Source organism: Thermogutta hypogea (genome assembly GCF_055386265.1).
This window is the reverse complement of record NZ_AP042425.1, coordinates 3,687,660-3,708,799: the sequence shown is the minus strand read 5'-3', so window position 1 is coordinate 3,708,799 and position 21,140 is coordinate 3,687,660. Positions and strand designations below refer to the sequence as shown.

Below are 21,140 nucleotides of genomic sequence, written 5' to 3'. Positions count from 1 at the left end.
CCGCGTCGGACCTTGCCGCCGAGGGACAAGCAGAGACGAAGGGGCAGCTGCCTATACCATTTGGAATAGGTGGATTGGTTCGCGCGGATGTGTCCTTGCAAAACGCGCCAGGGATGACTGGTGAACGTGCACAGCATGGGTCGCGTTTAGTTCGCGGCCCGGCGGTGGATGTGTCCCTCACCCCTCTCGCTGGCGCTCGCCGCCCTTTCCCGGGGGGGAGGGGCGAATCACAGTGTCCCATCCGTCATACGCAATCAGAACTATCATTTTGGTTGACATCGCCACGGCCGATTTCGCGCGCCATTTCGAATCTGCCTCGCTCTGCGGACACAACCTGGCCTGGTGGGCCGCAACGCAATTCTTGGGGGCGCGGTGTCTCTCCGTGGTGCCTATCGAATTCCGAAGACCGTTCGATCCGCTGTACCGTGATCTTTGCGGCCCGCAACCGTGCGAACCGATGCGAATCGGTGCGAAGAGGGCCGGACTCGCGCCGTATCTTTAGTGCCGATAGCCGCTTGCGGCGACAATCCGTCGTTGGGGGCTTTCCGGGCGTCCCGCCGGGCGAGGAGACGCCGGATCTTTCGACCTCAACGCGGTTGTGTGACCGGCTGCCGCTGGGGTTGCCCTGCTGCGTGTTTCGGCCAGGATTGGGATGCCGGGAGGATTCCAGGCGGGGTGCGGTGTTGTTTATCATGTGGGGCGCGCGTAGATTCACAATTAGAGGGCTTTCTATTCGGTCGTGAGCCTGGTCGGGTTCGCTCCTATTAGCGCCCTGCCGCCCATTATGCGACATTCGCCCGACCACTAGCGGCGCCCCAAAGACTGCTCTTTTTTTAAACGGGCCGGCGGCACGGGCTGAGGATAACGCGGCACACCAAGCATGACAGCTCCTTCAGATTGGAACGAGCGGTGGTCGCGGGGTGAGACAGTTGGTTCCAAGCGGCGGGCGGATCATTAGCAGAGTCACATGATGCAACAACTCGCAAGACTTGCGGTCGCCCTTGCCCTCACTGGTCCCCTGTTCATGGCTCCGGCCGCAGGACAGGAGCATCCGCCACTTGAGCGTCACACGATTTCTCTGGATGGCACGGAGCGGACGTATTCCGTCCATTTTCCGCGTAGCCTCGTGGCGAAGGGTAGGAAACCCGTCGTCTTCGTGTTGCACGGTGGCGGCGGCGCCGATGCGGAAGAGATGGCAAAACGAACCGGTATGAACGCGATCGCCGATAGGGAGGGCTTCATTGTAGTTTATCCGTATGGCGCTGATGGGCAATGGAACGACGGCCGCGGAAAGTCATTCCGCCGTGGGGGAGACAATACCGAAGTGGACGATGTCGGATTCATCTCCGCCATTCTTGATGAGCTGATTCGATCTGGAAACGCCGACCCTCGCCGCATTTACGTCGTGGGTCTGTCGAATGGCGGCATGATGGCCTATCGGTTGGGGATCGCGTTGGGGAATCGGCTGAGTGCCGTTGCCGCTATTATTGCCAACCTTCCCGCAAACCTGGCAGACCAAAGACCGGTCCGCCCGATTCCAGTGCTGATCATGAACGGGACGGCGGATCCGATGATGCCGTGGGACGGCGGACCTGTCCGGGTGCTGGGCAGGGAGTTTGGGCAGGTCCTGTCCACTGCCGATACGGTCCGGTATTGGGTGCGAGCCGCAGGTCTGCCGCAAACGCCGGAGAAAAAGAGCCTAGAAGATAGGGTCGCGGGCGATCGATCAAGAGTAGAAGTGGAGATCTATCGGAAACCGCAAGAGCCACTGGAGGTGGTGCTCTATCGGATTGTCGGCGGCGGTCACAATCTTCCGGGCGGTCAGACACCCGATCGCCCGGCGCTATTGGGGCCCAAGAATCGTGATATTAACGCCATGGAGGAGGTGTGGGCCTTCTTCAATCGGCACACACTTGCTACTGCTGAGGGTCCGAACAGGGCTGACGCCGGCCGAAAGTTCTCGCAGGGGCGCATCGAGCGCGTCGGCGATCCGAACGCGAATTATTTGAACGTCGAGTTCACGGCAGATGGGCGCTACATGGTTTGGTTCGAAGGCACGGACGAGCGGCCGATAAACGGGATCGTCTGGCACTGCGGCGTCGATCCGGACACCGGGGACCTGATTCCGCCGGATGGCCGCGGTTTTCGGGCCTTTGAGTCAACCTCGTGGGCGCGTGCAAATCCCGGATATGACGCCGAGGGTGCATACTACGTGGGCTCGGACCGCCAGGGCAATCTCTATATGGTTCGCCCGCTGGGGCCCCGTGAGGGCAAGGTGGTTCCATTGCCGGTACCTCCCGATGTTCGGCGGCGGGCGATCTATCCCACGGACCTCGCAGACCGGTCGGGCGGTTTCGTATTCTTCATCCAGAATGAAAAGACACCAGGAGCCGGCACCCGGATGAACGGCAACTCCTGGGTCGAACTCCAGTACCTGGATCTTGCCGATCCGAAGTCGATCCACACCATCGAACGACAGGAAACGCCGTGGTTGGGCTTTGCGCCCATGGATACGGGTTTCGCTCGCTGGATGCGTCATCGTCCGCTTTTGACATACGGTTTCACGAAAGGCGGTAAGGTGGAAACGCGCGGCTTCGATGCTGCTAGGCCGGATCGCGGCGTTCATGAACTGATCGTGGACGGCTGTAGCAAGATCGACCCTTACGGGGCGGTTTTCGGCAGCTTCGAATACATCTTTGCCGGCGCCGACGCGACGGCAGTAAGCCATCTTTATCGCCGCCCCGTTTCAGGTCCCGACGACCGGCCGTTTCAGCCGTGGAAACAACTGTCGCCCGACGGCAGTCAACTCAACAAGCCCACCCTCGCTCAATCTCATGAGCCGTTTCTTTTTTCGGGAAGGCTCTACACAGTGTACCAGGTAAATGAGCAGGGTCGGGATTTCTTTGATACAACATTCCGGCAACCTGGTGAAATCTGGTTGGCGGATCTGGAAGCCGACCCGGTTCGGCAGTGGCGGATCGCGCCTGCTCTTACGGCGCGCGTGTCCGAGCCGGAAGTGTTGATCTCAGGAAATCGCGTCTGGGTATTCTACAGCCAGGCCTTTCCTGAAGATGGCCCGGCGGTGGATCAGACTCGGGGGAAACCAATCGGACAGTGGGCGGGCGCTCGCTCGCTGCCGCGGTTGGCTCTCTATCGCATTGAGTTATTCACGGAGGACGGTAACTGATAGTACAGCGCTAACTCGTATCTCCGTTGCATCGTCTGAGGTTAGTGACTGTGATCCCTAATTGCCGTAGTCTCCGGCAGGTGGTCTAGGTGTGGCTCCTGCGCGCCGGCCGTTGCGACGCTAGAGGTATCAGATCTTTCGTCGCAAATTCCGAAGACGGCATAGCTAATTCCATCCGTCTCCCGCTCCCCCTTGGTTAAGGGATCGGGGGAGGCGAGAACGAACCCTCATCACAGCCCTCTCCCAGATGGAGAAGGAGCAGTCGCGCTGATTCGGGGGAGCATCTTTCATAAGTATATATTCCGTGGGATGGTTCCCTGTACTGTCTGTAGAATCGCACCGCGGACGAGGGGTTGCGCGTCTAAAATCCGCAAGAGCTCCTGCCTAACGTGGGAGCCTGCAACAAGGGCCTCTTTTGCTTGCGAGACGGCGGAGTCGCGTTCCAGCAACCGGCGGCGGCACGACGTTAGACTCATCGCCGGATTCATAACAGAAGGGCTACGTGCGGACGCACTGTATGGTCCATATATAAGATGATAGTCGCGTCTTGTGCGAATAGTCCTGAGAATTGGCGCGGTGTTCCGAACCGTTGCGTTGTAACGCGTATCCCTATACACTCTTACACTCTTGTGCGCTGTGAACGATCGGAGTGCGCCTGAGTCGACTGCGGCGATCACATGCGTGCGGGGAAAACAGGGTGTTCGCCGGGGCGTTTTCGCGGAATGCCCGGCATGATGGGCCGAGTCAGGCGGCAGTGTCCGGCGAAGGAAGGCCGGCGGGACTTGGACGTCGCTGTGCCGGGAGCGTGTCCAGTAACATGCTGAGGTGCATTAAGTCTTGGCAAAAAAAGGAATAGTGGAGCTGCCGCCGTAGCGACTCATCGATCTCTCGCCCGCCGACCACCAACAGGGCGCCTTCTTCCTTGGCCGCTTCAAACAGTTTCCGGAAGGCAGCGATCAAATCATCGACGGAGGCCGAGTAGGAGATACTGACCCAGAAGATATCCGGCTTGAGGTCATGGATGGCGCGGACCAGCGTTTCGCTCGGGAGATCGGCCCCAAGGTGCATCGCCTGCCAACCTTTTTCCCGGAAGACGAGGCGTACCAGTTGCGATGCGAGACGATAATGGTCATGACTGAGTGATCCGCCGACCGCCAAGGGCTGATCGGGCCGTGACTCGGGGAGCAGCCGGTCCAATTCCGCCAGGATCTCGCTCATCAGGTTGCAGGCGGCCCGTTCTTGATAGACCTCGAGCTTTCCACATTCCCAATCTTGGCCGATGCGTTCAAAGGCCGGCGCGACGACTTTGTCGCCGATTTCGGCCGGAGAGAACCGCAGCCGCCACAGTTCCAGGAGGAGCACGCGACACCGATCCGCGTCGGCTGCAAGCAAGGCGGCCGTCAGTTCCTCGGCGGCCTGTTGCAGCGTTTTCGTTGCCTTTGTCGAGAGCGCAGGCAGGCCCAGCAGTTCCGGATGCAAAAGCGGCGTATTCTGGTCGCGGAGCACACGAAGAGCCTCGCCGAGAGCGATTCTGCGGTGCCCGCCCGGCGTTCGAACGAACGGTAGCAGCCCGCGATCGCACCACCGCTTCACGGTTGATTCGCTGATTCCGGAAGCGAGAGCCAACTGCTTAGGGGACAAATAGGCGGTCATCGCAATGAACGGGTTGAACGATTTCGGGGATCCGGGGCCGTCTACCTTTTCCTCTTATTGTAGCCTTGCGCAAGGCGTTACGCCATTGCGAATCGGCGATTGTGACGGGGAAATTGCACGTGAATCGAAGGAAAATTCGAGAAAAGCGAAATCAGCCCTTGCCCGGCGGCTCCGGTGTGCCTAGAATGCTGCGAACGATTTGAACGAGATAAAAACGTTCAGGTCGGCGGCGGCACACGGGTGTCGTCGCGAAGAGTGTGTCCTTTCGCTCATTGCGAGGAGGTGTCGAGATGCGTCGGTTCGGTTACGTCTCTCTGTGCTCGTTGGTCCTTACTGCCTCTCTGATCGGACTTGCTCGATCGAGCGCGGCGGAGGAAGCTGCCCAAAAAGACATCGTCGATGTCGCCGTCGAGGCCGGGTCGTTCAAGACGCTGGCCGCCGCCCTGGAGGCCGCCGGGTTGGTGGAGACGCTCAAGGGTAAGGGGCCGTTTACGGTCTTTGCCCCGACGGACGAGGCCTTTGCCAAGTTGCCCAATGGCACCGTCGAGGCCTTGCTGAAGGACAAGGCCAAGCTGACGGCGATCCTGACGTACCACGTGGTCGCGGGCGAGTACCCTGCCGCGAAGGTCGTCGAGTCCAAGCACCTCAAGACGGTGCAGGGCGCCCCGATCCACATCAAGGTCACCGATAAGGGCGTCATGATCAACGACGCTAAGGTTGTGACCACGGACGTCCGGGCATCGAACGGTGTCATTCACGTCATCGACAGCGTGATCCTGCCGCCGGAAAAGTCGGAAAACAAGGCCGACCAAGGTAAAGCCAAATCGGCCTCGACCGCTGCATGCCCGGCGTCCGCTTCCTGACCCAATATCCGCCGGTACTGACGCGATGCAAACGCGTCGGTCCGGTCAATCTTCCTCGCTCCGGAGAGCTTGAGTTGGGTTGCCCGTCGCAGAGTATCGCTCAAGCCTCCGGAGCTCTTCGTTATATCGGTTCCGAACGTTTGCGGAAAGGACTTTTAACATGCGATTGTTGTACGGTGTAATGCTGTTGGCGATTAGTTCCGTCATGATTTTAGTTGTGAATCGGCTAATGGCGACCGCGGCTGAATTTCCGCAACATCCAAACCGAGACAAATATCGAAACGCGGCCGACTTGCTCGAGTCTTCGCTCGGCTCCGACCTCGGCGAGGATCGCGCGGCTTTAACGTCGTGTTTAGTCCGGGCCGTCGATGAGGCCGCTTCCATACTGCCGCCCGATTCTTACGTGGCCGACCGGCTTCGCGATATCCGGCAGAGTCTTGCCGGAAATAAGGGAGCATCGTCGAACATGGAGAGTGTAACCGAGTCGGTTCGGGCGATCGTTCGCGACCTGCGTTTCGTGCCTCGGGCGGAGGCCGACCTTCCGGAAGGGTTTCCGGCGCCCACCCCGGTTGGTGAAGTGGAGATTAAACATTATCCCGTCTATCGGGCGGCCGTTACCGAGAACGGCTCGGCAGCTTTTTGGCGGCTCTTCGCACACATTAAGAAAAACGGCGTCGAGATGACGGCCCCGGTTGAAATGCGGTATGCTCCGGATAGTCCTCGTCCGGTCTTGATGGCCTTTTTATATGAAGGTCCCGACCAAGGTCAGACGGGCAGCGACGGCTCCGTCGACGTCCGCGATGAGCCGGCAGCCGTGGTCGTAAGCACGGGCGTGCGTGGGTCGATGGCAGGCGATGATTTGGAAAACGCCAAAAAACGGGTCGGCCAATGGCTCCAAAAGCATGCGGATCGCTATGAGCCGATAGGACCTCCGCGAGTGCTGGGGTATAATAGCCCGTTCGTACCGCGGGACGCAGCCTATTGGGAATATCAGATTCCCGTTCGAGAGAAAAAGGATTGCGGCTGAAAACAGCGAGCGGCTCTCGGGTTTTACTCTCCCGTCCGTCCAAGAGGCTCGTCTGCCGAGTCCGAATTGCCCGCGATGATGGAACACCGTATCATGGGACCGGGACGCTGCTCGGCGCGGCGGTCCGGACCATCGCGGGAATCGGCGTAGACGGGAAACGTAAATGGCCATCCTTGGAGACATGAGCGCAGCTCGACATCGCTTCAGATTCTTTTTAGTCGTCTATTCCATTTTCGCTTGTTTTGTCGTGCTGCTGCAAATTGCCGCATGGCCTGCTGGGCCCGTTGCGGCGGTCGAGCGGCCCGACTGGCAACAGGCTCAGGAGCTGCATCCGGGGATTCGGCTGGCTCAGACCCACGTGGAGGAGCCTCGCTCCATGTGGGTCCACGCGGTGAGGATCGATCTGCAAACGCCGGGGCTGCGATTCTACACGACGCCGCGTGCGGATGAATGGAAAGCGGACGAGAGGGAGACCGTTCGTCAGACGACGCGGGATTTCCTGCGGGATGCCCGTAAGGCGGGCAAAGCGTTAGTTCTGGCCGTGAATGCCGACGCGTTCTCGCCGTGGCCGGCGCCGTGGAATAAGCCGACGCCCACGAACCTCCTGGGGCTTGCGATCAGCGAGGGAGTGGTTGTTTCGCCGGCAAGCGGCACACCTTCGTTGATGATTACGAAGTCGGGCACCGCCCGTATCGCGGTGACTACGGCTCACACGAACATCGACGACGTGCAGGTTGCGGTGAGCGGCTTTGCTTTTTGCCTGCGTGAGGGCCTTCCGCAGCCGTCGGGGCAAGACCTCCATCCGCGGACCGGCATCGGGTTGTCGGAGGACGGCAGGTACTTGTTCGTGATCGTCATCGACGGCCGCCGTGCATCGCGGCAAGGCGCGACCACGCACGAATTGGGGCAATGGATGCAGCGTTGCGGGGCCTATGACGCCGTCAACATGGACGGCGGCGGCTCGACGACGCTGGTCTGGTGGAACCCCAGGCTTGCCGGGGACGATAAGACCGAACTGATCAACGAGCCGGTCGGCAACGGCGCGAAATATGAGTCGCCCTTGGCCGATCGGTTTTACGTCCCTTCCGAGCGTGCCGTCGGCAACAGCCTGGGCGTGTACTACTTGCACTGAACAATTGCACGGAACACGGCAAAACCGCCGAATCCCCACGACTGCGGTGGTCGATACCTCATCGCAGATTCCGAAAAAAGGTCCGCTCCGGCTGCGGCGGATTCGGCACACGATCCGTCGGCTTTGCGAAGATTGACCGCCGGTTCTTGCTACGCCACAATGAACCTTGGGATCGCGGCGATCTTTCCTCGTAACCTATGCGCACAAAGGCTGCGATCCCGCGCAAGGTCCTGCGAGTCGGGGATTCGCTTCTTTTCTTTCCAGCCTTACGGCGGAGGAGGTGTGCGATGCGGCGGACGACGGGTCGGTCGATCCTCGGCATTCTGGCGTTTTCTGCCGCGATCTTCGCGGCACCGGTCCACGCGGCCGGTGATTCGGCGGACGAGTTCCGCACTTGGACGGACGCCTCGGGGCGTTTTGCGGTTGAGGCCAAGTTCTCTGCTCTAGAGGGCGAGAGCGTCATTTTGGAGAAGCGGGACGGGAGCAAGTTGCGGATCGCGCTTGAAAAGTTGAGCGCGGGGGACCGGGAGGTGGTGGAGGAATTGCAAGCGGCGAACCCCTTCGAACCGGCCGAGCCGAGTCCCTTCGAGGCCGTGCCGGATGCGGGGGCGGCCTCGGCAGGGGGCGCCGCCGAGAGGATGAACTTCACCGTGGATTGGTCGCAAGTGCCGATGCTCGCCGTTCCGGGCGATGAGGTCTGGAATTTCCAGCCCGACGGTGCGGCCGTGCCGGCCGTGGCCGAGCGGACCGTACCGCTCCCGCCCAAGCGCGACTTCTTTGAGAAGATCAACGGGGCGGCGATCAACCCGGCCGCCATGCAGGGAGTCGTAAGCTACGTCTTGGATCGCCCGGGAAAGGAAACAAGTTCGCGATTGGTCCTGTGGGATGTTCGGGCCGGACGCGTCACGGGAACGTTTTTGCGGCCCGGCAAGTGGGCGGTCTTGGCTTTGGACGACCGAGCCGGCACCGTCCTGGTGCGCAGCGATGAGTTCGGCTTCGGCAAGCAGAATCTCCTGGAGTTGTGGACGTTGCGGGGACAGGAGTGTGTTCCCGTCGCTTCGTGGCGACCGCATCCCGACGCCTGGGCGGGGAACGGCGACGTGAAATGGGGCGCGTTTTTGGACGCCGGGACCTTCGCCACGTGCAGCGGCGGCGGGAATCTGGTGTTGTGGGATAGCGCGACCTGCCGGCCGATCGTCCAGCTCGCGATAGAAGCGGGTTGCACGCCCGCCCTCAGCGACGACCGCGCCCGGCTGGCCTTTGCAATGGGCGACCGGTTGTGCGTGCTGGACACGGCCAAGCGAGAAATCACGGCCGTCCGGTCCTTGCCGCGCAAGCCGGACGCCCCGCAGTTGGCGTTTCTCTCCTCGGGCAAGAAGCTGGCGTGCGCGGACCGCAGCGGCGTCATGGTCTGGAACATGGAGGAAGGCCGCGTCGAGGCGGACTTCTCGCCGTCGGGGGTTGCTTCGGCCGGGCCGATCGCCATGCCCGACGAGGACTTCGTCCTGCTCAACCGGCAGACCTTGGTATCGATCAGTACGCAGGTCAACGTTTGGCAATACACGGGCGCGGAGGCGGTCTGCACGCTGGGCGGCGTGACGTTTTTGATCACGGGCGGGATGAACGGCCCGGGAGCGGTGGCGGCCGCGAAACTGCCTCATGCTGCGGCCCGACAAGCCCTGGAAAAGGCGCTCACGCAGCCCGACTTGTTCGTGTTCCGCAAGGGCGTTTCGGTGCAACTGGACGTTTCGGCGATTCCCCCCGCCGAGCAAAGCCGGGTTCGCGACGCGCTGACGAAGAAGTTGGCGGCGATGGAGATTCGCGTGGACGGGAAGGCCCCGGTTACGCTGGCGGCGGGCGTCGACCCGCCTCATCGCAAGGAAGTCTCCTTCCACATGCGTGGGGACTATAAAGTCACCGAGCACGCCGTTTGGGTTCGCCTGCGGTACCAGGGCCAAGACCTGTGGCAAGCACGAGGCACGAATATCCCCATGCTCGTGATGCTGAAGAAGGGCGAGAACTTGGAGGGCGTTCTACGAGAAAAGAGCAAAGGCCCCGACTATTCCTTCTTCGAGAACGTGGTGCTGCCGCAATATCTGCAAAAGCCGCAGGGGAAGACCGCCGGGCAGGCGTCGGCGAGCCGCACGTTGGGTACGTCGCCGATCACCCCCGCCGGCATTTGATGTTCGCGGTATAAAACACCGTTTGAGCGCGCGGGCTGCGGAAACGATCGTCTTCCAAATCCGAATGCGTGATTGTACGAGGCAAAGCCCCTACTGACCTTGGTGCGCGCTCATGGCGAGGAAACCTCGACGGATTCTAAAGCTCGCCTGCCTCGTGGTAAGCCTCAGCCTTAAGCAAATGCAAGGCCAGTACAAATGCGGCACTTTTTTTGAAATCCGCACCTAACATTAAAATGATCCCGGCCGCAGCCATTACCCCTGCGATTATCCAGCCCACGGGCCCGGCCAGTACGGCAATCGTCGTCGAAGCGGTCGTGTAAACGACAAACGGCAACGTGATGCCGAAAATACCAGCGACCGTACACATCACTACGGACATCGTAGTGTAGAATGTGAACCCGGTAAAAGCGACAGTCGCGCTCAGCGCCGTTAATGCGCCGGCCCCTCCAAGGCAGGCGATTGCGCCCTTTTGCGAGATCGTAGTCCCAGTGTTTTGCTCGATGGCATTGAGCACTTGCAATCGCCCCTTTTCATCCAGCTTGTCCCAGACCTGAACAAAGGATACCTCCAATATTTTCCGCTCCAAATCGAAAGTCGGCAGGGCTTGAATGTCCTCATCGGTTACGCCGTATTTTTTTGCAACCCATTTTACAATATCGTGGTAGTACACGCCGTATTTCACAGGATATGTGAACACGGAGCTGGAGACCCACAGAAATTGATTCCGGATCGACTTCGGCGAAATCAGTTGTCCGTCAATGGCCACCGCTTTGATGGCTTTCAAAGCAATGTCCGCAGGGACGTCGTTATACGTTTTCGGTCTTTGATCCGACGGGTAGTCTTGATAGGGCTTGAGCCCGAACATTCCGAAATGGCCCTTTGCAATGTCGGGGAACATCCGAAGGCTCTGCGCGAGAGACACGCGTTCGAGGGGGCCCATACTTTCCAGCATCCGATCAAACTCTTCCGGACTGTTATTCCATGTATGTCGACCGGCGAATGCGAGCCATGCTGGCCGCTGCTTTTTGTTTTCTTTGGAAACAATTTGCTCGTCCGACGCTTCCACGTTACTCCCACCAAAAAAGATGAGATTTGCGAAAAGCGTGGCTCCGGTCGCCAAAGCCTGCCTCCTTTTAATTGAAATATCGGAAGATAAATTCGGTTCGTAAGATTCGCGCACCTTTCGCATTGGCTGCCCTTTCATCACCTAAACAAGTAAGCACCCTTCACACCGCTCTTGCCGTTCTCATCGCTACCCGAACCCTTCAGCGAGAGGCAACAGTCTTGATCTTGAGCGTCGATGTCGCGATTGTCAATATCTTTGGCCTGAGTGTTTCAGATTTGCGGATGGGCGGGCCGTGGTCGCCGGCGTCGGAGCCGTTTACGCCCGCCGGTCTGTGGGTGGAGGGGCCGTCGATCCTCCGGGTAGGAGAGTTCCGGCACGTGTATTTCGATGCCTACACCCAACGTCGTTACGGCCTGATGCGGACGCAGGACTTTCGGACGTTCGAGGACTTGTCGGACCGGGCACATTTCCCGCCGGGCACGCGACACGGCACGGCCTTGGCGGTGCCGCGAACGGTGTTCGAGAAGATTTGCGAGAAGCTTGGGCGGAACTGAAAGGCCCGAGCCGCAGGAAGGGTCGCAGCTCGGGCCGTGTCGTCGCGATCAGGGAGGTTGGGGAGCGGGATTACTCGAAAACCGCCCCGTCATCCGAATTCAACGGCGGAGGCCTTTTGGACGCCTGCGGGGATGAGTCGGCCGGCGCCTCATCGGCCTTGGGCTGGGTTTCGTCCGATCGGCCGGCGCCGTCCTCCTTGCCGTCCTGACGCTCCTGGATTCCCAGGGAGAAGATGACGGCGACGACGAGCGAGGCGATGGCCGGCCAGAGCCAGATGTTTTGCCAATCGTTGCGCTGGACGGCCGCGTAGTCCTCCGCCGTGACGTAGAATTCGCCGTTGACGGCGGCGCGGATGGCGGCTCGGGTCCGCGGCGGGCTGAGGGCGGAAATCTCGCGGAGCAGCGCTTCGGCCCGGCGGCGCGCCGTTCGGTCCGCATCCGTTTCTTCGGCCGTTCCCACGCGGAACTCATTTTCCTCCAGGGCCCCGTCTTGATTCGCGTCATACTTGGCGAGCAGATCGCTCCAGGCGGGGGCCTTGTAGTCGGCGGGGATCACCTCGGCGCGCGCCAATTTGGCCGTGATGCCGTTGAGCTTGGGCGGGTACAGGTCGTTCGTCGTGCCCGCCAAATTGGCTCCCAGCAGCCACGCCACGCCCAGCATCAGGAAGGAGATGAAGCTCTGAGCGCTGGCCCGCATGTCGCGTGGGGCCTTCGTATCCACGAAGATGTACGCTCCCACATACACGAAGACGTAACAGAAGCCGTGGATCACGATCGCCAGGATGGTCAGCGGGAAATTGAGCGTGGCGAAGAGGAAGTAGCGGACGGCCCAAACGATCATGCCGAAGGCGAGGACCTTTTTCAGGCCGAAACGGGCGATGAAGATGGGCATGGCCGCCATGACCAGGATTTCGCCCACTTGGCCCAGCGTCATCAGCGTGGTGGGGGCCGGCGCGTTGATCTGCGAAAGGTACAGGTTGCAGCTTACGAAGTAGTACACCGCGGGAATGCCGATCAGGAAGGCGCAGACGGTGAACAGCAGGAACTCGGGATCGCGGAGCAGTTGCAAGGCGGAAAGCCCCAGGAAGTCGCCTTTGCCGGCGTCGTCCTTCTTCTGCGGCGGCGTGTGCGGCAGCGTCAGCACGTAGCCCGCCAGCAGCAGTTCGATGATGCCGGCCAGGTACAGGAAGGCGGGCGACCGCTCTCCCAGCACGATCCCCACGATGAACCCGGAAACGATCCAGCCGATCGTGCCGAACAGGGCGATGCGGGGAAACAGGGCCGGGTCTTCAATGTTGCGGAAGGTCAGCGAGTTGGCCAGGGCCAGGGTGGGCATGAAGGCCAGCGTACTGACGAGGAGGAAGGCGAAGAGGGGAACGAAACTCCCCGAAAACCCCGCCAGGATCATGCACACGCCCCCGATGACGTGGAGAGCGGCCAGGACGTGCTGCGTGGCGAAGAGGCGATCGGCGATGTAACCCACGAACAGAGGCGACACGATCGCGGCGATGGCCGTGGTGGAAAAGATCCATCCCATCTCGCCGCCCTTCAGCCCGAGCGCCATCGGCCCGTACGTCCCGATGGGAACCATCCAGCTCGCCCAGACGAAGAACTGGAAGAACATCAAGACCGACAATCGCGCTCGCAGCCATGTGCTCTCGGACCACATCGTGACCTCTCCCTTCTCTTTTGCAAAGACGCGAAACTGGGTTCCCCCGACACCCGGCGCACGATCCCGGTCGGTTGCGCGGCGCCTCGACTGGGGCGTATTCTAGCACGGTCCCGCGGCGGCGGAAAGCATCGAACAAGGTGGGGAGCGGAAAGTGCGGCGCCAGGACGCGACGATCGGCCTAGGTCTTCTTCGAGGCTTCCAGCCGGGCGATTCCGGCCGCTCCGATGAAGCCGGCGTCGCCGCCCAACGTCGCAAAGTCGATCACCGTGTTGTCTCCCACGGCGGGATAGGCGCGGAGGAAGACCTCGTGCTTGACCCGTTCCAGGAAGGTCCGGCCGATGCGGCTTTCATGGCCGCCGAAGGTCATGGCCCCGCCGATCAAGATCGCGTCGGGGTCGATGGTGTGCATGAGGTTGACGATGCCGATGCCGAGATACTCGGCCGTCTCCAGCACCAGTTGGCGGCTCAGCTCGTCGCCGGCCTCGGCCGTTTCGGCGATCAGCTTCGGCTCGAGTACGGCCCCTTCCTGGAGGCGCTGGGTGAGCATGCTGACACGTCCGGCGGCGAGGATTTCACGGGCCCGCTTGGTGACGGCGGTCGCGCTGGCGTAGGCCTCGAAGTGCCCGCGGCGCCCGCACGAGCAGCTTCGGGCGTCGGGGCGGCAGTCGATGACGAAGTGTCCGTACTCGCCCCCGTGGCTATGTCGGCCGTCGAGCAGCAGATCGCCCACGATGATGCCGCAGCCGATGCCGGTCCCCAGCGTGAGCAGGATCAGGCTGTGGAATCCTTTGCCGGCACCGACCCAGCGTTCGCCGAAAGCCGCCGCCGTGGCGTCGTTGGCGAAGGTGACGGGCCGGCCGCAGTGCTGGGCGACGCGGTCGCGAATGGGGAAGTACTCCCAGCCCTTGAGGTTGGCGGGAACCATCAATCTGCCGCCGGGAATGTCCATCGTCCCGGGGGAGCTCAGCCCCACGCCGCCGACTTCGCTCTCGCTCAAGCCGGCCTCTTGGATGGCCCGGCGAATCAATTGTCCGATCCGCCGTGCGCCGTCCTCCGGTCCGCGTTCCACGTGGGTCGGCTCCCGGCCCTGCCAGACGACTCGACCCTGATTGTCGGTGACGCCGGCTTTGATGTTCGTGCCCCCCAGGTCGATGCCGACGAAGAACGGGGCTTCAGCCGCGGTTTTGCTGATAGTCTGCATAGTCTTGGTGTTCCCTCCGGAGTCGCCGGGGACGGACGCAACGTCCGCCGATTGCGTGGTGGATGCTTGTACGTGCTCGGCCGGGGGCAGGCGACGGCGAGCGTACGCCGTCCCCGCCGCGGCTTATGCGACCGGTTTCCCCGCCAAGCGAATGTAGTCGGGCAGCGGGCCGACCAACGGCCGCGCATATTGCAAAAATGCCTCGGTCACGAAACGGCCGTCGGGATGGATGAACTCGTCGGGCATGGGTTTGGCGCGAACGGCGACCTCCGACAGCTCGGCGGTATCCAACGTGTATCGGTACGGGTCGCCGGAAGTCCGCCGGATGGAGACCATCTTCCCGCTGACCCCTTGGACGGCCAGTTCCACCGCGCGGCGTCCGCAGGCGTAGGCCTCCTCGCGGTCCGTATCGCTGACGCGATCGGCGGCGCACATTTGCAGGGATTCGCAGACTTGGAACTCGCCCCGCCAGCCGAACTCGTTGCAGATCATGCGGTGCAGCATCATGGCGGCGCTGGTCCCGCCCATCGCCCCGAACTCCACGTTGGAGAAGCGATCGGTTACGGTGGCGGCGCTGACGGGCGTGCCGTCGGGATAGGTGATTCCCTCACCGCAGACCACGCTGCACCAGCCGTAACGCTCGTGTGCTCGCTTGACGTCGGCGAGAAACCGGTCGCGATCGAAGGGCCGCTCGGGCAGCAGGATGATATGCGGCGCATCCTCTTCAGCGTTCTTGGCCAGGGCGGAGGCCGCCGCCAACCAACCCGCCGAACGCCCTACCGTCTGGAAGACCACGAACTGATCGACCCGCTGCATATCACGAGCCAAGATGCCTGCCTGCTTCACGGAGATCGCCACGTAACGGGCGGCGCTACCGAAACCGGGCGTGTGATCGGTACCGAACAGATCATTGTCCACGGTCTTGGGAATGCCCACCCCGACCATCGCGTAGCCCTGCGTGCGGCAATAGGCCTCCAATCGATGGATCGTGTCCATCGTGTCGTTGCCGCCGATGTAGAAGAAAAAGCGAATGTCGTGGCGGCGGAGCACCTCCAGCAATCGCGGAAAGTCGGAATCTTGCAGCTTGTAGCGGCAGCTTCCCAAGGCGGAGCTGGGCGTGGTCTTCAAGCCGGCGATCGTCTCCGGCGTCTCGGCGTCCAGGTCGATCAGACGGTCCTCGAGGAATCCCTCGATGCCGAACCGCATCCCCAAGCAGCGCGTCACCTGCGACTGTTCGCGGCAAGCCTCGATGACGCCGCACAGGCTGGCGTTGATGACGGCCGTCGGTCCGCCGCCCTGGCCCACGACTGCGTTTCCCTTCAGCATGTTGCACAACTCCTCCATCAAACCGAAACGGCCGCCGGGGACGGGATAACATCATCGCCTTCCCCGAATTTCATTCACACCGTACGTGACGGGTGCGTCCCTCCCAGGATCGCGATCCGGCACGCGACTCGGGGGTACTGCGATGGATCGAACCCCTTCGGAGGTAGTGCCGCGGAGGGCATTCCTCCGATTGTCTCGCATCCGTCTTGTGGCTCAAGCGGGACCGTCCGACGGCTGTCTGCGATCCGTCCCCGCCGGCCGCGCTCCGTCCCGGCAGACCTGCCTCCGGCCGGATCGACTACCCGATGTCTGATACTCTTCAGCATGGGGGATGTTGTCATTGTGACGACGCGCGGCTTGCGCGACAAGCGGCCCTGCGCGTGGCGGGCGCGGCTAGGCTGCTCCTTCGGATGGGTGGTTTCGACCTCCGCCACGCAAAAACGCCGTTTGATCGCGATTCCGCGCTTCAGTAAGATAAGAAGTATAACCTTTTTGAGACAGGGACGTCGACCATTGCCTCGGAAAGAGGCCCTAGCACGCATGACGGCAACAACCTTAATCTTCGAGACGGATGTTACCCGTACTTGGAGCGGAACGGCTCCGGCGGACGGTGCGGCACGATTGGCGGCTGCCTATCGGGCTTTGTTGGACGGCGGGAGCCGGGTGAGTTGGACCGAGCACCTTCGACTTATCCGTCTCTTGGGATCCGGCGGTCAGGGTGTGGTCTATCTGAGCGAGCGTCGCGGTTGCGACCAATTCACGCTGCCGGTGGCCCTGAAGATTTTCTCGCCCGACCCTTTTCCCGACGACGCCGCTTACGAGGAATCCATGGCGCGGATCGCGCAGGTCTCGGCCCGCGTCGCCACAATCGCCCATGATAACCTGCTCGACGTGCACAACTGGTTCGAGCGGGACCGCATCCGCGTCATGGAGATGGAATGGGTGGACGGCTACGATTTGGGCCGGCTGCTGACCAACCGGATGTATCAATTGTTGGAGCAGCGGGTCCAGCCGCGGCGCTGGGAGTACCTGAACACGGTGGTGGTGACGGCCGGTATTCGGCAACCGCGACTCAAGCCGGGCGTGGCGGTGGCCGTCGTCCGTGACTGCCTGGCCGCCCTGGCCGCCCTCCATCGCGGCGGCGTGGTCCACGGCGACGTCAAGCCCTCCAACATCATGCTCAAGCGGACCGGCAACGCCAAGATGGTGGACATCGGATCGGCCCTCCTGATGAACGATCCGCCCCCGCGGCGGACTATCACGCCCCTCTATGCCGCCCCGGAAGTTCTGGAAAGCAACGGCGAAATCGTGTCTCCCCGGTCCGACCTGGCGAGCTTGGGCTACGTGCTGGTGGAGATGCTCTCCGGGCAGAACCCGTTCCACGAGCACCGGGACAGCCGGGCGTTGCTGGAGGCCAAACGCTTCCTGCCGCAAAAACTGCCTTCGGTCCTGCCCCCGGAATACATCAAGAGCGACACGCTGATGAACTTCATTCGGCGGCTCATCGCTCCCGACCCCAACAAGCGTTTCGAGTCGGCCGAAGAAGCCGATCTCAGCCCCGCCGGCGCCGCCGCCTTCTTGCGGCAGTTGGTGAAAGGGGACTTGGCCTCGGAATACGCCACGGAAATACGCCTGTGGCTGGCGGACCTGCACGGCCTCGAGAATCAACCGCCGTCCGATTGACCTTTGCTCCTCGATCGCCTTGAGGGCGTCTTGCCATGCCGCAGCCGACCACGTTGGTATTGGGTTTGGGGAACCCCATTCTCACCGACGACAGCGTGGGCCTGCGCGTGGCCGCCTTGTTGAAGCCCGAATTGGAAGGCCTTCCGGACCTGGCCGTCGAGGAAGACTGCTGGGGCGGCCTGCGGCTGATGGAACGGTTGGCGGGCTTCCACCGCGCGATCATCATCGACGCCATCCAGAGCGGTGCGCCGCCCGGCACCATCCACCGCCTCACCCCTCACGATTTGCCCACCCAGCACAGCGCCTCGGCGCACGATGTGAACCTGCCGACCGCTTTGGCCTTCGGTCGAAAAATGGGGCTGGTGCTCCCGCCCGATGACCGCCTTGTGCTTGTCGCCGTGGAAGCCGCCGATATACTGACGTTTGGGGAAGCGTGTACCCCGGAGGTGGAGGCGGCCATCCCGCATGCGGTCGAAGTGGTGCGGGAGGTGCTAGCCGAGTGGGATTGCCTGCGACCGGCGGATTAGGCCTCGGTTTCGAGCGCCGCGGAGATTCCCGGCGGGTCGGTTGGAAGGTAAGCGGCGGATCGCTTTCCGGGCGGATCAAAAGCGGGATCTGGGACCAGACGAAAGGAAACATGCCATGGTATCGCCTGAGTTGTTGCGCCGATTTCCGTACTTCGCCAAGATCAGCGAGGATTCGTTGAAGCAGGTCGCCATGATCTCGGACGAGAAGTCGTATCCCGCCGAGCATGTCCTCTTCCGCGAAGGCGATCCCGCCGACACCCTCAACATCATCTTGGAAGGCGAGGTGCGGATTCAGTACCTGCTCGGCAGCGGGGAAATGCGGACGGTGGACACCCTGGTCGGCGGCGACATCCTGATCTGGTCCGCGATCGTGGAACCGTACAAGACCACCGCCTACGGCACGACCTCCAAACCGACCAGGGTCATCAGTATCAAGGCCAAGGATTTGCGCGAGATTTGCGAAAAAGACCCCTTGGTGGGCTACCGTTTGATGCAGGAAATCGCCAAGCTCTTGGCGCATCGCCTGCAAAACGCCCGGGTCCAGTTGGCCACGTTGTGAGCCTCGCGACGACTTCTCAGCATGCACGAAGTCGCGCTGGTCGAGCATTTGTTGGATAGCGTCCGGCGCGAATTGCCGGAGGAATTGGCCGACGCCCGAGTTGCGCGCGTGGTGATTCACGTGGGTGTGCTGTCGGGGGCCTTTCCCGACGCCTTGCGATTCGCGTTCGATGTGCTGGCTCCGGACCGATTGGGCGAGGGCGCACGGCTGGAGATCGTGGAGATCCCCGCGGTGTGCCGGTGCCGGGCATGCGAAGCCGCATCCACGATCACCGAGCCGGTGCCGGTTTGCCCGCAATGCGGCAGCCCCGATATCCGCATGGAGGGGGGCTCCGACTTGGTCCTGCAAGAGATCGAATTGGACGTGGAGGACGGCGAAACGGGCGACGACCCGGCCCCGGCCCGCCCCTGATTCGTAGAATTCCTCGAAGGCCCCCGCGCAGCGCCCGAGCAGGGGCTTTTCGTCAGGATGCTCGCAGCCTGCCAGCCTTTTCGTCGGGGCGAGACCGGGCGAGAACCGGAACAACATTGTTACGCCGATTCCGAGCGTGCTTCCGAAGCGCGAGGTAGCAGCGGGAATGAAAATCGTCGCCGCCAAGAAAATCCTCAAGGCCAATGACCAATTGGCCGCCGAGAACCGTGCCCTGTTCCAACGAGCAGGCGTGTTTACCGTCAACATCCTGGGTTCGCCCGGTTGCGGCAAGACGACGCTGATCGAGGCGATACTCCAGGCGGGCCGCCTGCGGCATCAACCCGCCGTGATCGAAGGCGATTTGGCCGGCACCGTGGACGCCGAGCGATTGGCCGCCCGGCAAATCCCGGTCCTTCAGATCAACACGGAGGGGGCCTGTCACCTGGATGCCAATATGGTTGCCGCCGCCGTCCGCGAGCTTCCCCTGGACGGCGTTACGCTGCTGTTGATCGAGAACGTGGGCAACCTGGTGTGTACGGCCGGCTTCGATCTCGGCGAGCATCTGAGACTCGTGCTGTTGAGCGTCCCGGAGGGCGATGACAAGCTCGTGAAATATCCCACGATCTTCCAATCCGCCGATGCGGTGATCGTGACGAAAGCCGACTTGGCTCCGCACTTCGATTTTCGCCTGGATCGGGTCCGCGCAGACCTCGGCAAGCTGGGGAACGAAGGCCCGGTGTTCGCCGTCTCCGCCCGGACCGGAGAGGGAATGGATGAACTGCTGAGCTGGTTCGCCGGTCGCTTGCCCGATCGGGAATAGAGGGAGGGAAGCCGTGGGAAATGGTCAGGGCGATTATCGGCCCGCTCTTGGGTGATGCAGTCGCGCCGACGGTACAGGGCCATTGACGATGCCCCGGAAAAAGCCCGACGATCCTCGCTCGCAACCTCGGCTTCGCCGTTCGCCGGTGGGGCTGCGGATTATCGGCGGCCGATTCCGCGGCCGAAAGCTGCTCTACAGCGGGGACCTTGCAACCCGACCGATGCGGGATCGGGTCCGGGAGGCCGTCTTCAGCATCCTGCGGGATGCCGTGGTCGATGCCCGGGTGGTGGATCTCTTCGCGGGGACCGGGGCGATGGGACTGGAGGCCGTCAGTCGGGGAGCCGAATCCGTCCTCTTCGTGGAGCGCGATCGCCTGGCCGCCCAATTCGTCCGCAAGAACCTGGAGCAGTTGGGCCTCGGTTCCCGGGGCGAGGTCCTCGCCGCGGACGTTTTCGCGTGGTGGAAACACCATCCGCCCTTTCACGAGGGACCGTACGTGGTGTTCTGCTGCCCACCCTACCGCCTCTATTCGGAGGCCGGCGAGGAGATGGAAGATTTGATCGCGGGATTGGTGCGCGAAATTCCCCCGCAAAGCGTCCTCATGATCGAATCGGACGACCGATTCGATACGGACCGGCTGCCCCGTCCCGACCTCTGGGACGTGCGTCGCTACCCCCCTACCAGAGTGGCTTTCTATTGGAAGGAAGGCGGCGGGGATACGGCGGCGTAGCCTCCTTTCCAAACGGACCGGGTTCTCGACTGTCGGGCGTTCCAAATCTCCGGACCGACTTCGCGTCGAATAGCGGTTTTTTTGGGGGGGCGTCTTTCCTTGCGCCCCGTCCGGCAATCTTCGCCTTGGCTGTCGACAGCGGGGAATCGAGTTGACTGCGCTTTTCGACGGGTACGCTGTCTGTTGAACGAGATTCGGCCACTTCTGCGCTAGAGCGGACAAGCGGATTTTTCCGATGTTATCGAAACGCGGGTGTCCGCCCGGCGCGTTCCAGAGTTTTCCGGGGACCATTCGCGTCCGCTCAGACGGATCCCTTCGGTAAGTGGGTATGGAAACGCACGAACGGGTGTGGCCCACCACAAGGGATTGTGGAGCGCGCTTCAGCGTCGCGTGCCTTCGGACCATTTCTGCCGCAACTTTCCAAGGCTTCTCGCTCGTTTGTTAATTTGGGTTATTTGTAATTGACGGAGTGTTCGTGTTGCCTGGATAGTTTGAGCTTGTGCTTCCGCCGAAACCGGCCGATTCTCACTAGTAATCCGAATCTTC

At 61.9% G+C, this 21,140-nt stretch carries 17 protein-coding genes and 1 pseudogene; 12 read left to right on the top strand and 6 right to left on the bottom strand.

Translation table 11 applies throughout. From position 1 onward, the window contains the following. Positions 1-967 precede the first annotated feature (967 nt). Positions 968-3,187: a CE1 family esterase gene (locus ACZ5B4_RS13330; protein WP_464911723.1), complete on the top strand. Its 2,220-nt coding sequence runs from the start codon at positions 968-970 to the stop codon at positions 3,185-3,187. 744 nt (positions 3,188-3,931) lie between these two features. Here ACZ5B4_RS13330 and ACZ5B4_RS13325 read toward each other — a convergent pair. After that, complete coding sequence (locus ACZ5B4_RS13325; protein WP_464914025.1) at positions 3,932-4,693, bottom strand: cobalamin B12-binding domain-containing protein; 762 nt, start codon at positions 4,691-4,693, stop codon at positions 3,932-3,934. 30 nt (positions 4,694-4,723) lie between these two features. Beyond that, positions 4,724-4,840 (bottom strand): annotated as a pseudogene (locus ACZ5B4_RS13320) (helix-turn-helix domain-containing protein); the annotation flags it as partial. A gap of 290 nt (positions 4,841-5,130) precedes the next feature. Here ACZ5B4_RS13320 and ACZ5B4_RS13315 point away from each other — a divergent pair. The 4 genes from ACZ5B4_RS13315 (at position 5,131) to ACZ5B4_RS13300 (ending at position 10,045) form a co-directional block, all read left to right on the top strand. Then, on the top strand, positions 5,131-5,703 hold the full coding sequence (locus ACZ5B4_RS13315) for a fasciclin domain-containing protein (RefSeq protein ID WP_464911722.1): 573 nt from the start codon (positions 5,131-5,133) through the stop codon (positions 5,701-5,703). Between the two features lie 466 nt (positions 5,704-6,169). Beyond that, positions 6,170-6,730: a heme-binding protein gene (locus ACZ5B4_RS13310; RefSeq protein ID WP_464911721.1), complete on the top strand. Its 561-nt coding sequence runs from the start codon at positions 6,170-6,172 to the stop codon at positions 6,728-6,730. Between the two features lie 163 nt (positions 6,731-6,893). Then, the gene (locus ACZ5B4_RS13305; RefSeq protein WP_464911720.1) at positions 6,894-7,862 is read left to right on the top strand and encodes a phosphodiester glycosidase family protein; all 969 of its coding nucleotides are present in this window, start codon (positions 6,894-6,896) and stop codon (positions 7,860-7,862) included. A gap of 287 nt (positions 7,863-8,149) precedes the next feature. After that, positions 8,150-10,045, top strand: coding sequence for an SHD1 domain-containing protein (locus ACZ5B4_RS13300; protein WP_464911719.1), 1,896 nt, complete (start codon positions 8,150-8,152; stop codon positions 10,043-10,045). Between the two features lie 136 nt (positions 10,046-10,181). Here ACZ5B4_RS13300 and ACZ5B4_RS13295 read toward each other — a convergent pair whose 3' ends face one another. Then, complete coding sequence (locus ACZ5B4_RS13295; protein ID WP_464911718.1) at positions 10,182-11,234, bottom strand: hypothetical protein; 1,053 nt, start codon at positions 11,232-11,234, stop codon at positions 10,182-10,184. 95 nt (positions 11,235-11,329) lie between these two features. Between ACZ5B4_RS13295 and ACZ5B4_RS13290 the strand changes: the two genes are divergently transcribed. Further along, on the top strand, positions 11,330-11,665 hold the full coding sequence (locus ACZ5B4_RS13290; protein ID WP_464911717.1) for a hypothetical protein: 336 nt from the start codon (positions 11,330-11,332) through the stop codon (positions 11,663-11,665). Positions 11,666-11,735: 70 nt separating this feature from the next. On the opposite strand, the gene ACZ5B4_RS13285 is transcribed toward ACZ5B4_RS13290, so the two are convergent. The 3 genes from ACZ5B4_RS13285 to ACZ5B4_RS13275 form a co-directional block, all read right to left on the bottom strand. Next, a complete protein-coding gene (locus ACZ5B4_RS13285) occupies positions 11,736-13,334 on the bottom strand; it encodes an MFS transporter (protein WP_464911716.1) in 1,599 nt (532 codons plus the stop codon). Positions 13,335-13,515: 181 nt separating this feature from the next. Beyond that, positions 13,516-14,538 (bottom strand): ROK family protein, encoded by a 1,023-nt coding sequence (locus tag ACZ5B4_RS13280; RefSeq protein ID WP_464911715.1) that lies wholly within the window; start codon positions 14,536-14,538, stop codon positions 13,516-13,518. A gap of 123 nt (positions 14,539-14,661) precedes the next feature. Then, positions 14,662-15,864, bottom strand: a complete 1,203-nt coding sequence (locus tag ACZ5B4_RS13275) for a 6-phosphofructokinase (protein WP_464911714.1) — start codon at positions 15,862-15,864, stop codon at positions 14,662-14,664. A 540-nt stretch (positions 15,865-16,404) separates the two neighbouring features. On the opposite strand from ACZ5B4_RS13275, the gene ACZ5B4_RS13270 reads away from it, so the two are divergent. From ACZ5B4_RS13270 to ACZ5B4_RS13245, 6 genes are all read left to right on the top strand, one after another. Next, positions 16,405-17,547 (top strand): serine/threonine-protein kinase, encoded by a 1,143-nt coding sequence (locus ACZ5B4_RS13270; RefSeq protein WP_464911713.1) that lies wholly within the window; start codon positions 16,405-16,407, stop codon positions 17,545-17,547. A 35-nt stretch (positions 17,548-17,582) separates the two neighbouring features. Further along, the gene (locus ACZ5B4_RS13265; protein WP_464911712.1) at positions 17,583-18,074 is read left to right on the top strand and encodes a hydrogenase maturation protease; all 492 of its coding nucleotides are present in this window, start codon (positions 17,583-17,585) and stop codon (positions 18,072-18,074) included. Positions 18,075-18,189: 115 nt separating this feature from the next. Next, positions 18,190-18,633: a Crp/Fnr family transcriptional regulator gene (locus ACZ5B4_RS13260; RefSeq protein WP_464911711.1), complete on the top strand. Its 444-nt coding sequence runs from the start codon at positions 18,190-18,192 to the stop codon at positions 18,631-18,633. Positions 18,634-18,654: 21 nt separating this feature from the next. Beyond that, on the top strand, positions 18,655-19,044 hold the full coding sequence (locus tag ACZ5B4_RS13255) for a hydrogenase maturation nickel metallochaperone HypA/HybF (RefSeq protein ID WP_464911710.1): 390 nt from the start codon (positions 18,655-18,657) through the stop codon (positions 19,042-19,044). A gap of 166 nt (positions 19,045-19,210) precedes the next feature. After that, a complete protein-coding gene (gene hypB, locus ACZ5B4_RS13250) occupies positions 19,211-19,864 on the top strand; it encodes a hydrogenase nickel incorporation protein HypB (protein WP_464911709.1) in 654 nt (217 codons plus the stop codon). Between the two features lie 88 nt (positions 19,865-19,952). Beyond that, entirely contained in the window at positions 19,953-20,594 is a 642-nt protein-coding gene (locus tag ACZ5B4_RS13245; RefSeq protein WP_464911708.1) for an RsmD family RNA methyltransferase, read from the top strand. The last annotated feature ends 546 nt before the right edge of the window (positions 20,595-21,140 follow it).

Bases quoted from the DNA above. Each gene is read 5' to 3' on its own strand.
- ACZ5B4_RS13255 (WP_464911710.1), top strand. From the start codon at position 18,655: ATGCACGAAGTCGCGCTGGTCGAGCATTTGTTGGATAGCGTCCGGCGC.
- ACZ5B4_RS13260 (WP_464911711.1), top strand. From the start codon at position 18,190: ATGGTATCGCCTGAGTTGTTGCGCCGATTTCCGTACTTCGCCAAGATC.
- ACZ5B4_RS13245 (WP_464911708.1), top strand. From the start codon at position 19,953: ATGCCCCGGAAAAAGCCCGACGATCCTCGCTCGCAACCTCGGCTTCGC.
- ACZ5B4_RS13280 (WP_464911715.1), bottom strand. From the start codon at position 14,538: ATGCAGACTATCAGCAAAACCGCGGCTGAAGCCCCGTTCTTCGTCGGC.
- ACZ5B4_RS13285 (WP_464911716.1), bottom strand. From the start codon at position 13,334: ATGTGGTCCGAGAGCACATGGCTGCGAGCGCGATTGTCGGTCTTGATG.
- ACZ5B4_RS13295 (WP_464911718.1), bottom strand. From the start codon at position 11,234: ATGCGAAAGGTGCGCGAATCTTACGAACCGAATTTATCTTCCGATATT.
- ACZ5B4_RS13315 (WP_464911722.1), top strand. From the start codon at position 5,131: ATGCGTCGGTTCGGTTACGTCTCTCTGTGCTCGTTGGTCCTTACTGCC.
- ACZ5B4_RS13330 (WP_464911723.1), top strand. From the start codon at position 968: ATGATGCAACAACTCGCAAGACTTGCGGTCGCCCTTGCCCTCACTGGT.
- hypB (WP_464911709.1), top strand. From the start codon at position 19,211: ATGAAAATCGTCGCCGCCAAGAAAATCCTCAAGGCCAATGACCAATTG.
- ACZ5B4_RS13265 (WP_464911712.1), top strand. From the start codon at position 17,583: ATGCCGCAGCCGACCACGTTGGTATTGGGTTTGGGGAACCCCATTCTC.
- ACZ5B4_RS13270 (WP_464911713.1), top strand. From the start codon at position 16,405: ATGACGGCAACAACCTTAATCTTCGAGACGGATGTTACCCGTACTTGG.
- ACZ5B4_RS13300 (WP_464911719.1), top strand. From the start codon at position 8,150: ATGCGGCGGACGACGGGTCGGTCGATCCTCGGCATTCTGGCGTTTTCT.
- ACZ5B4_RS13305 (WP_464911720.1), top strand. From the start codon at position 6,894: ATGGCCATCCTTGGAGACATGAGCGCAGCTCGACATCGCTTCAGATTC.
- ACZ5B4_RS13275 (WP_464911714.1), bottom strand. From the start codon at position 15,864: ATGCTGAAGGGAAACGCAGTCGTGGGCCAGGGCGGCGGACCGACGGCC.
- ACZ5B4_RS13310 (WP_464911721.1), top strand. From the start codon at position 6,170: ATGGAGAGTGTAACCGAGTCGGTTCGGGCGATCGTTCGCGACCTGCGT.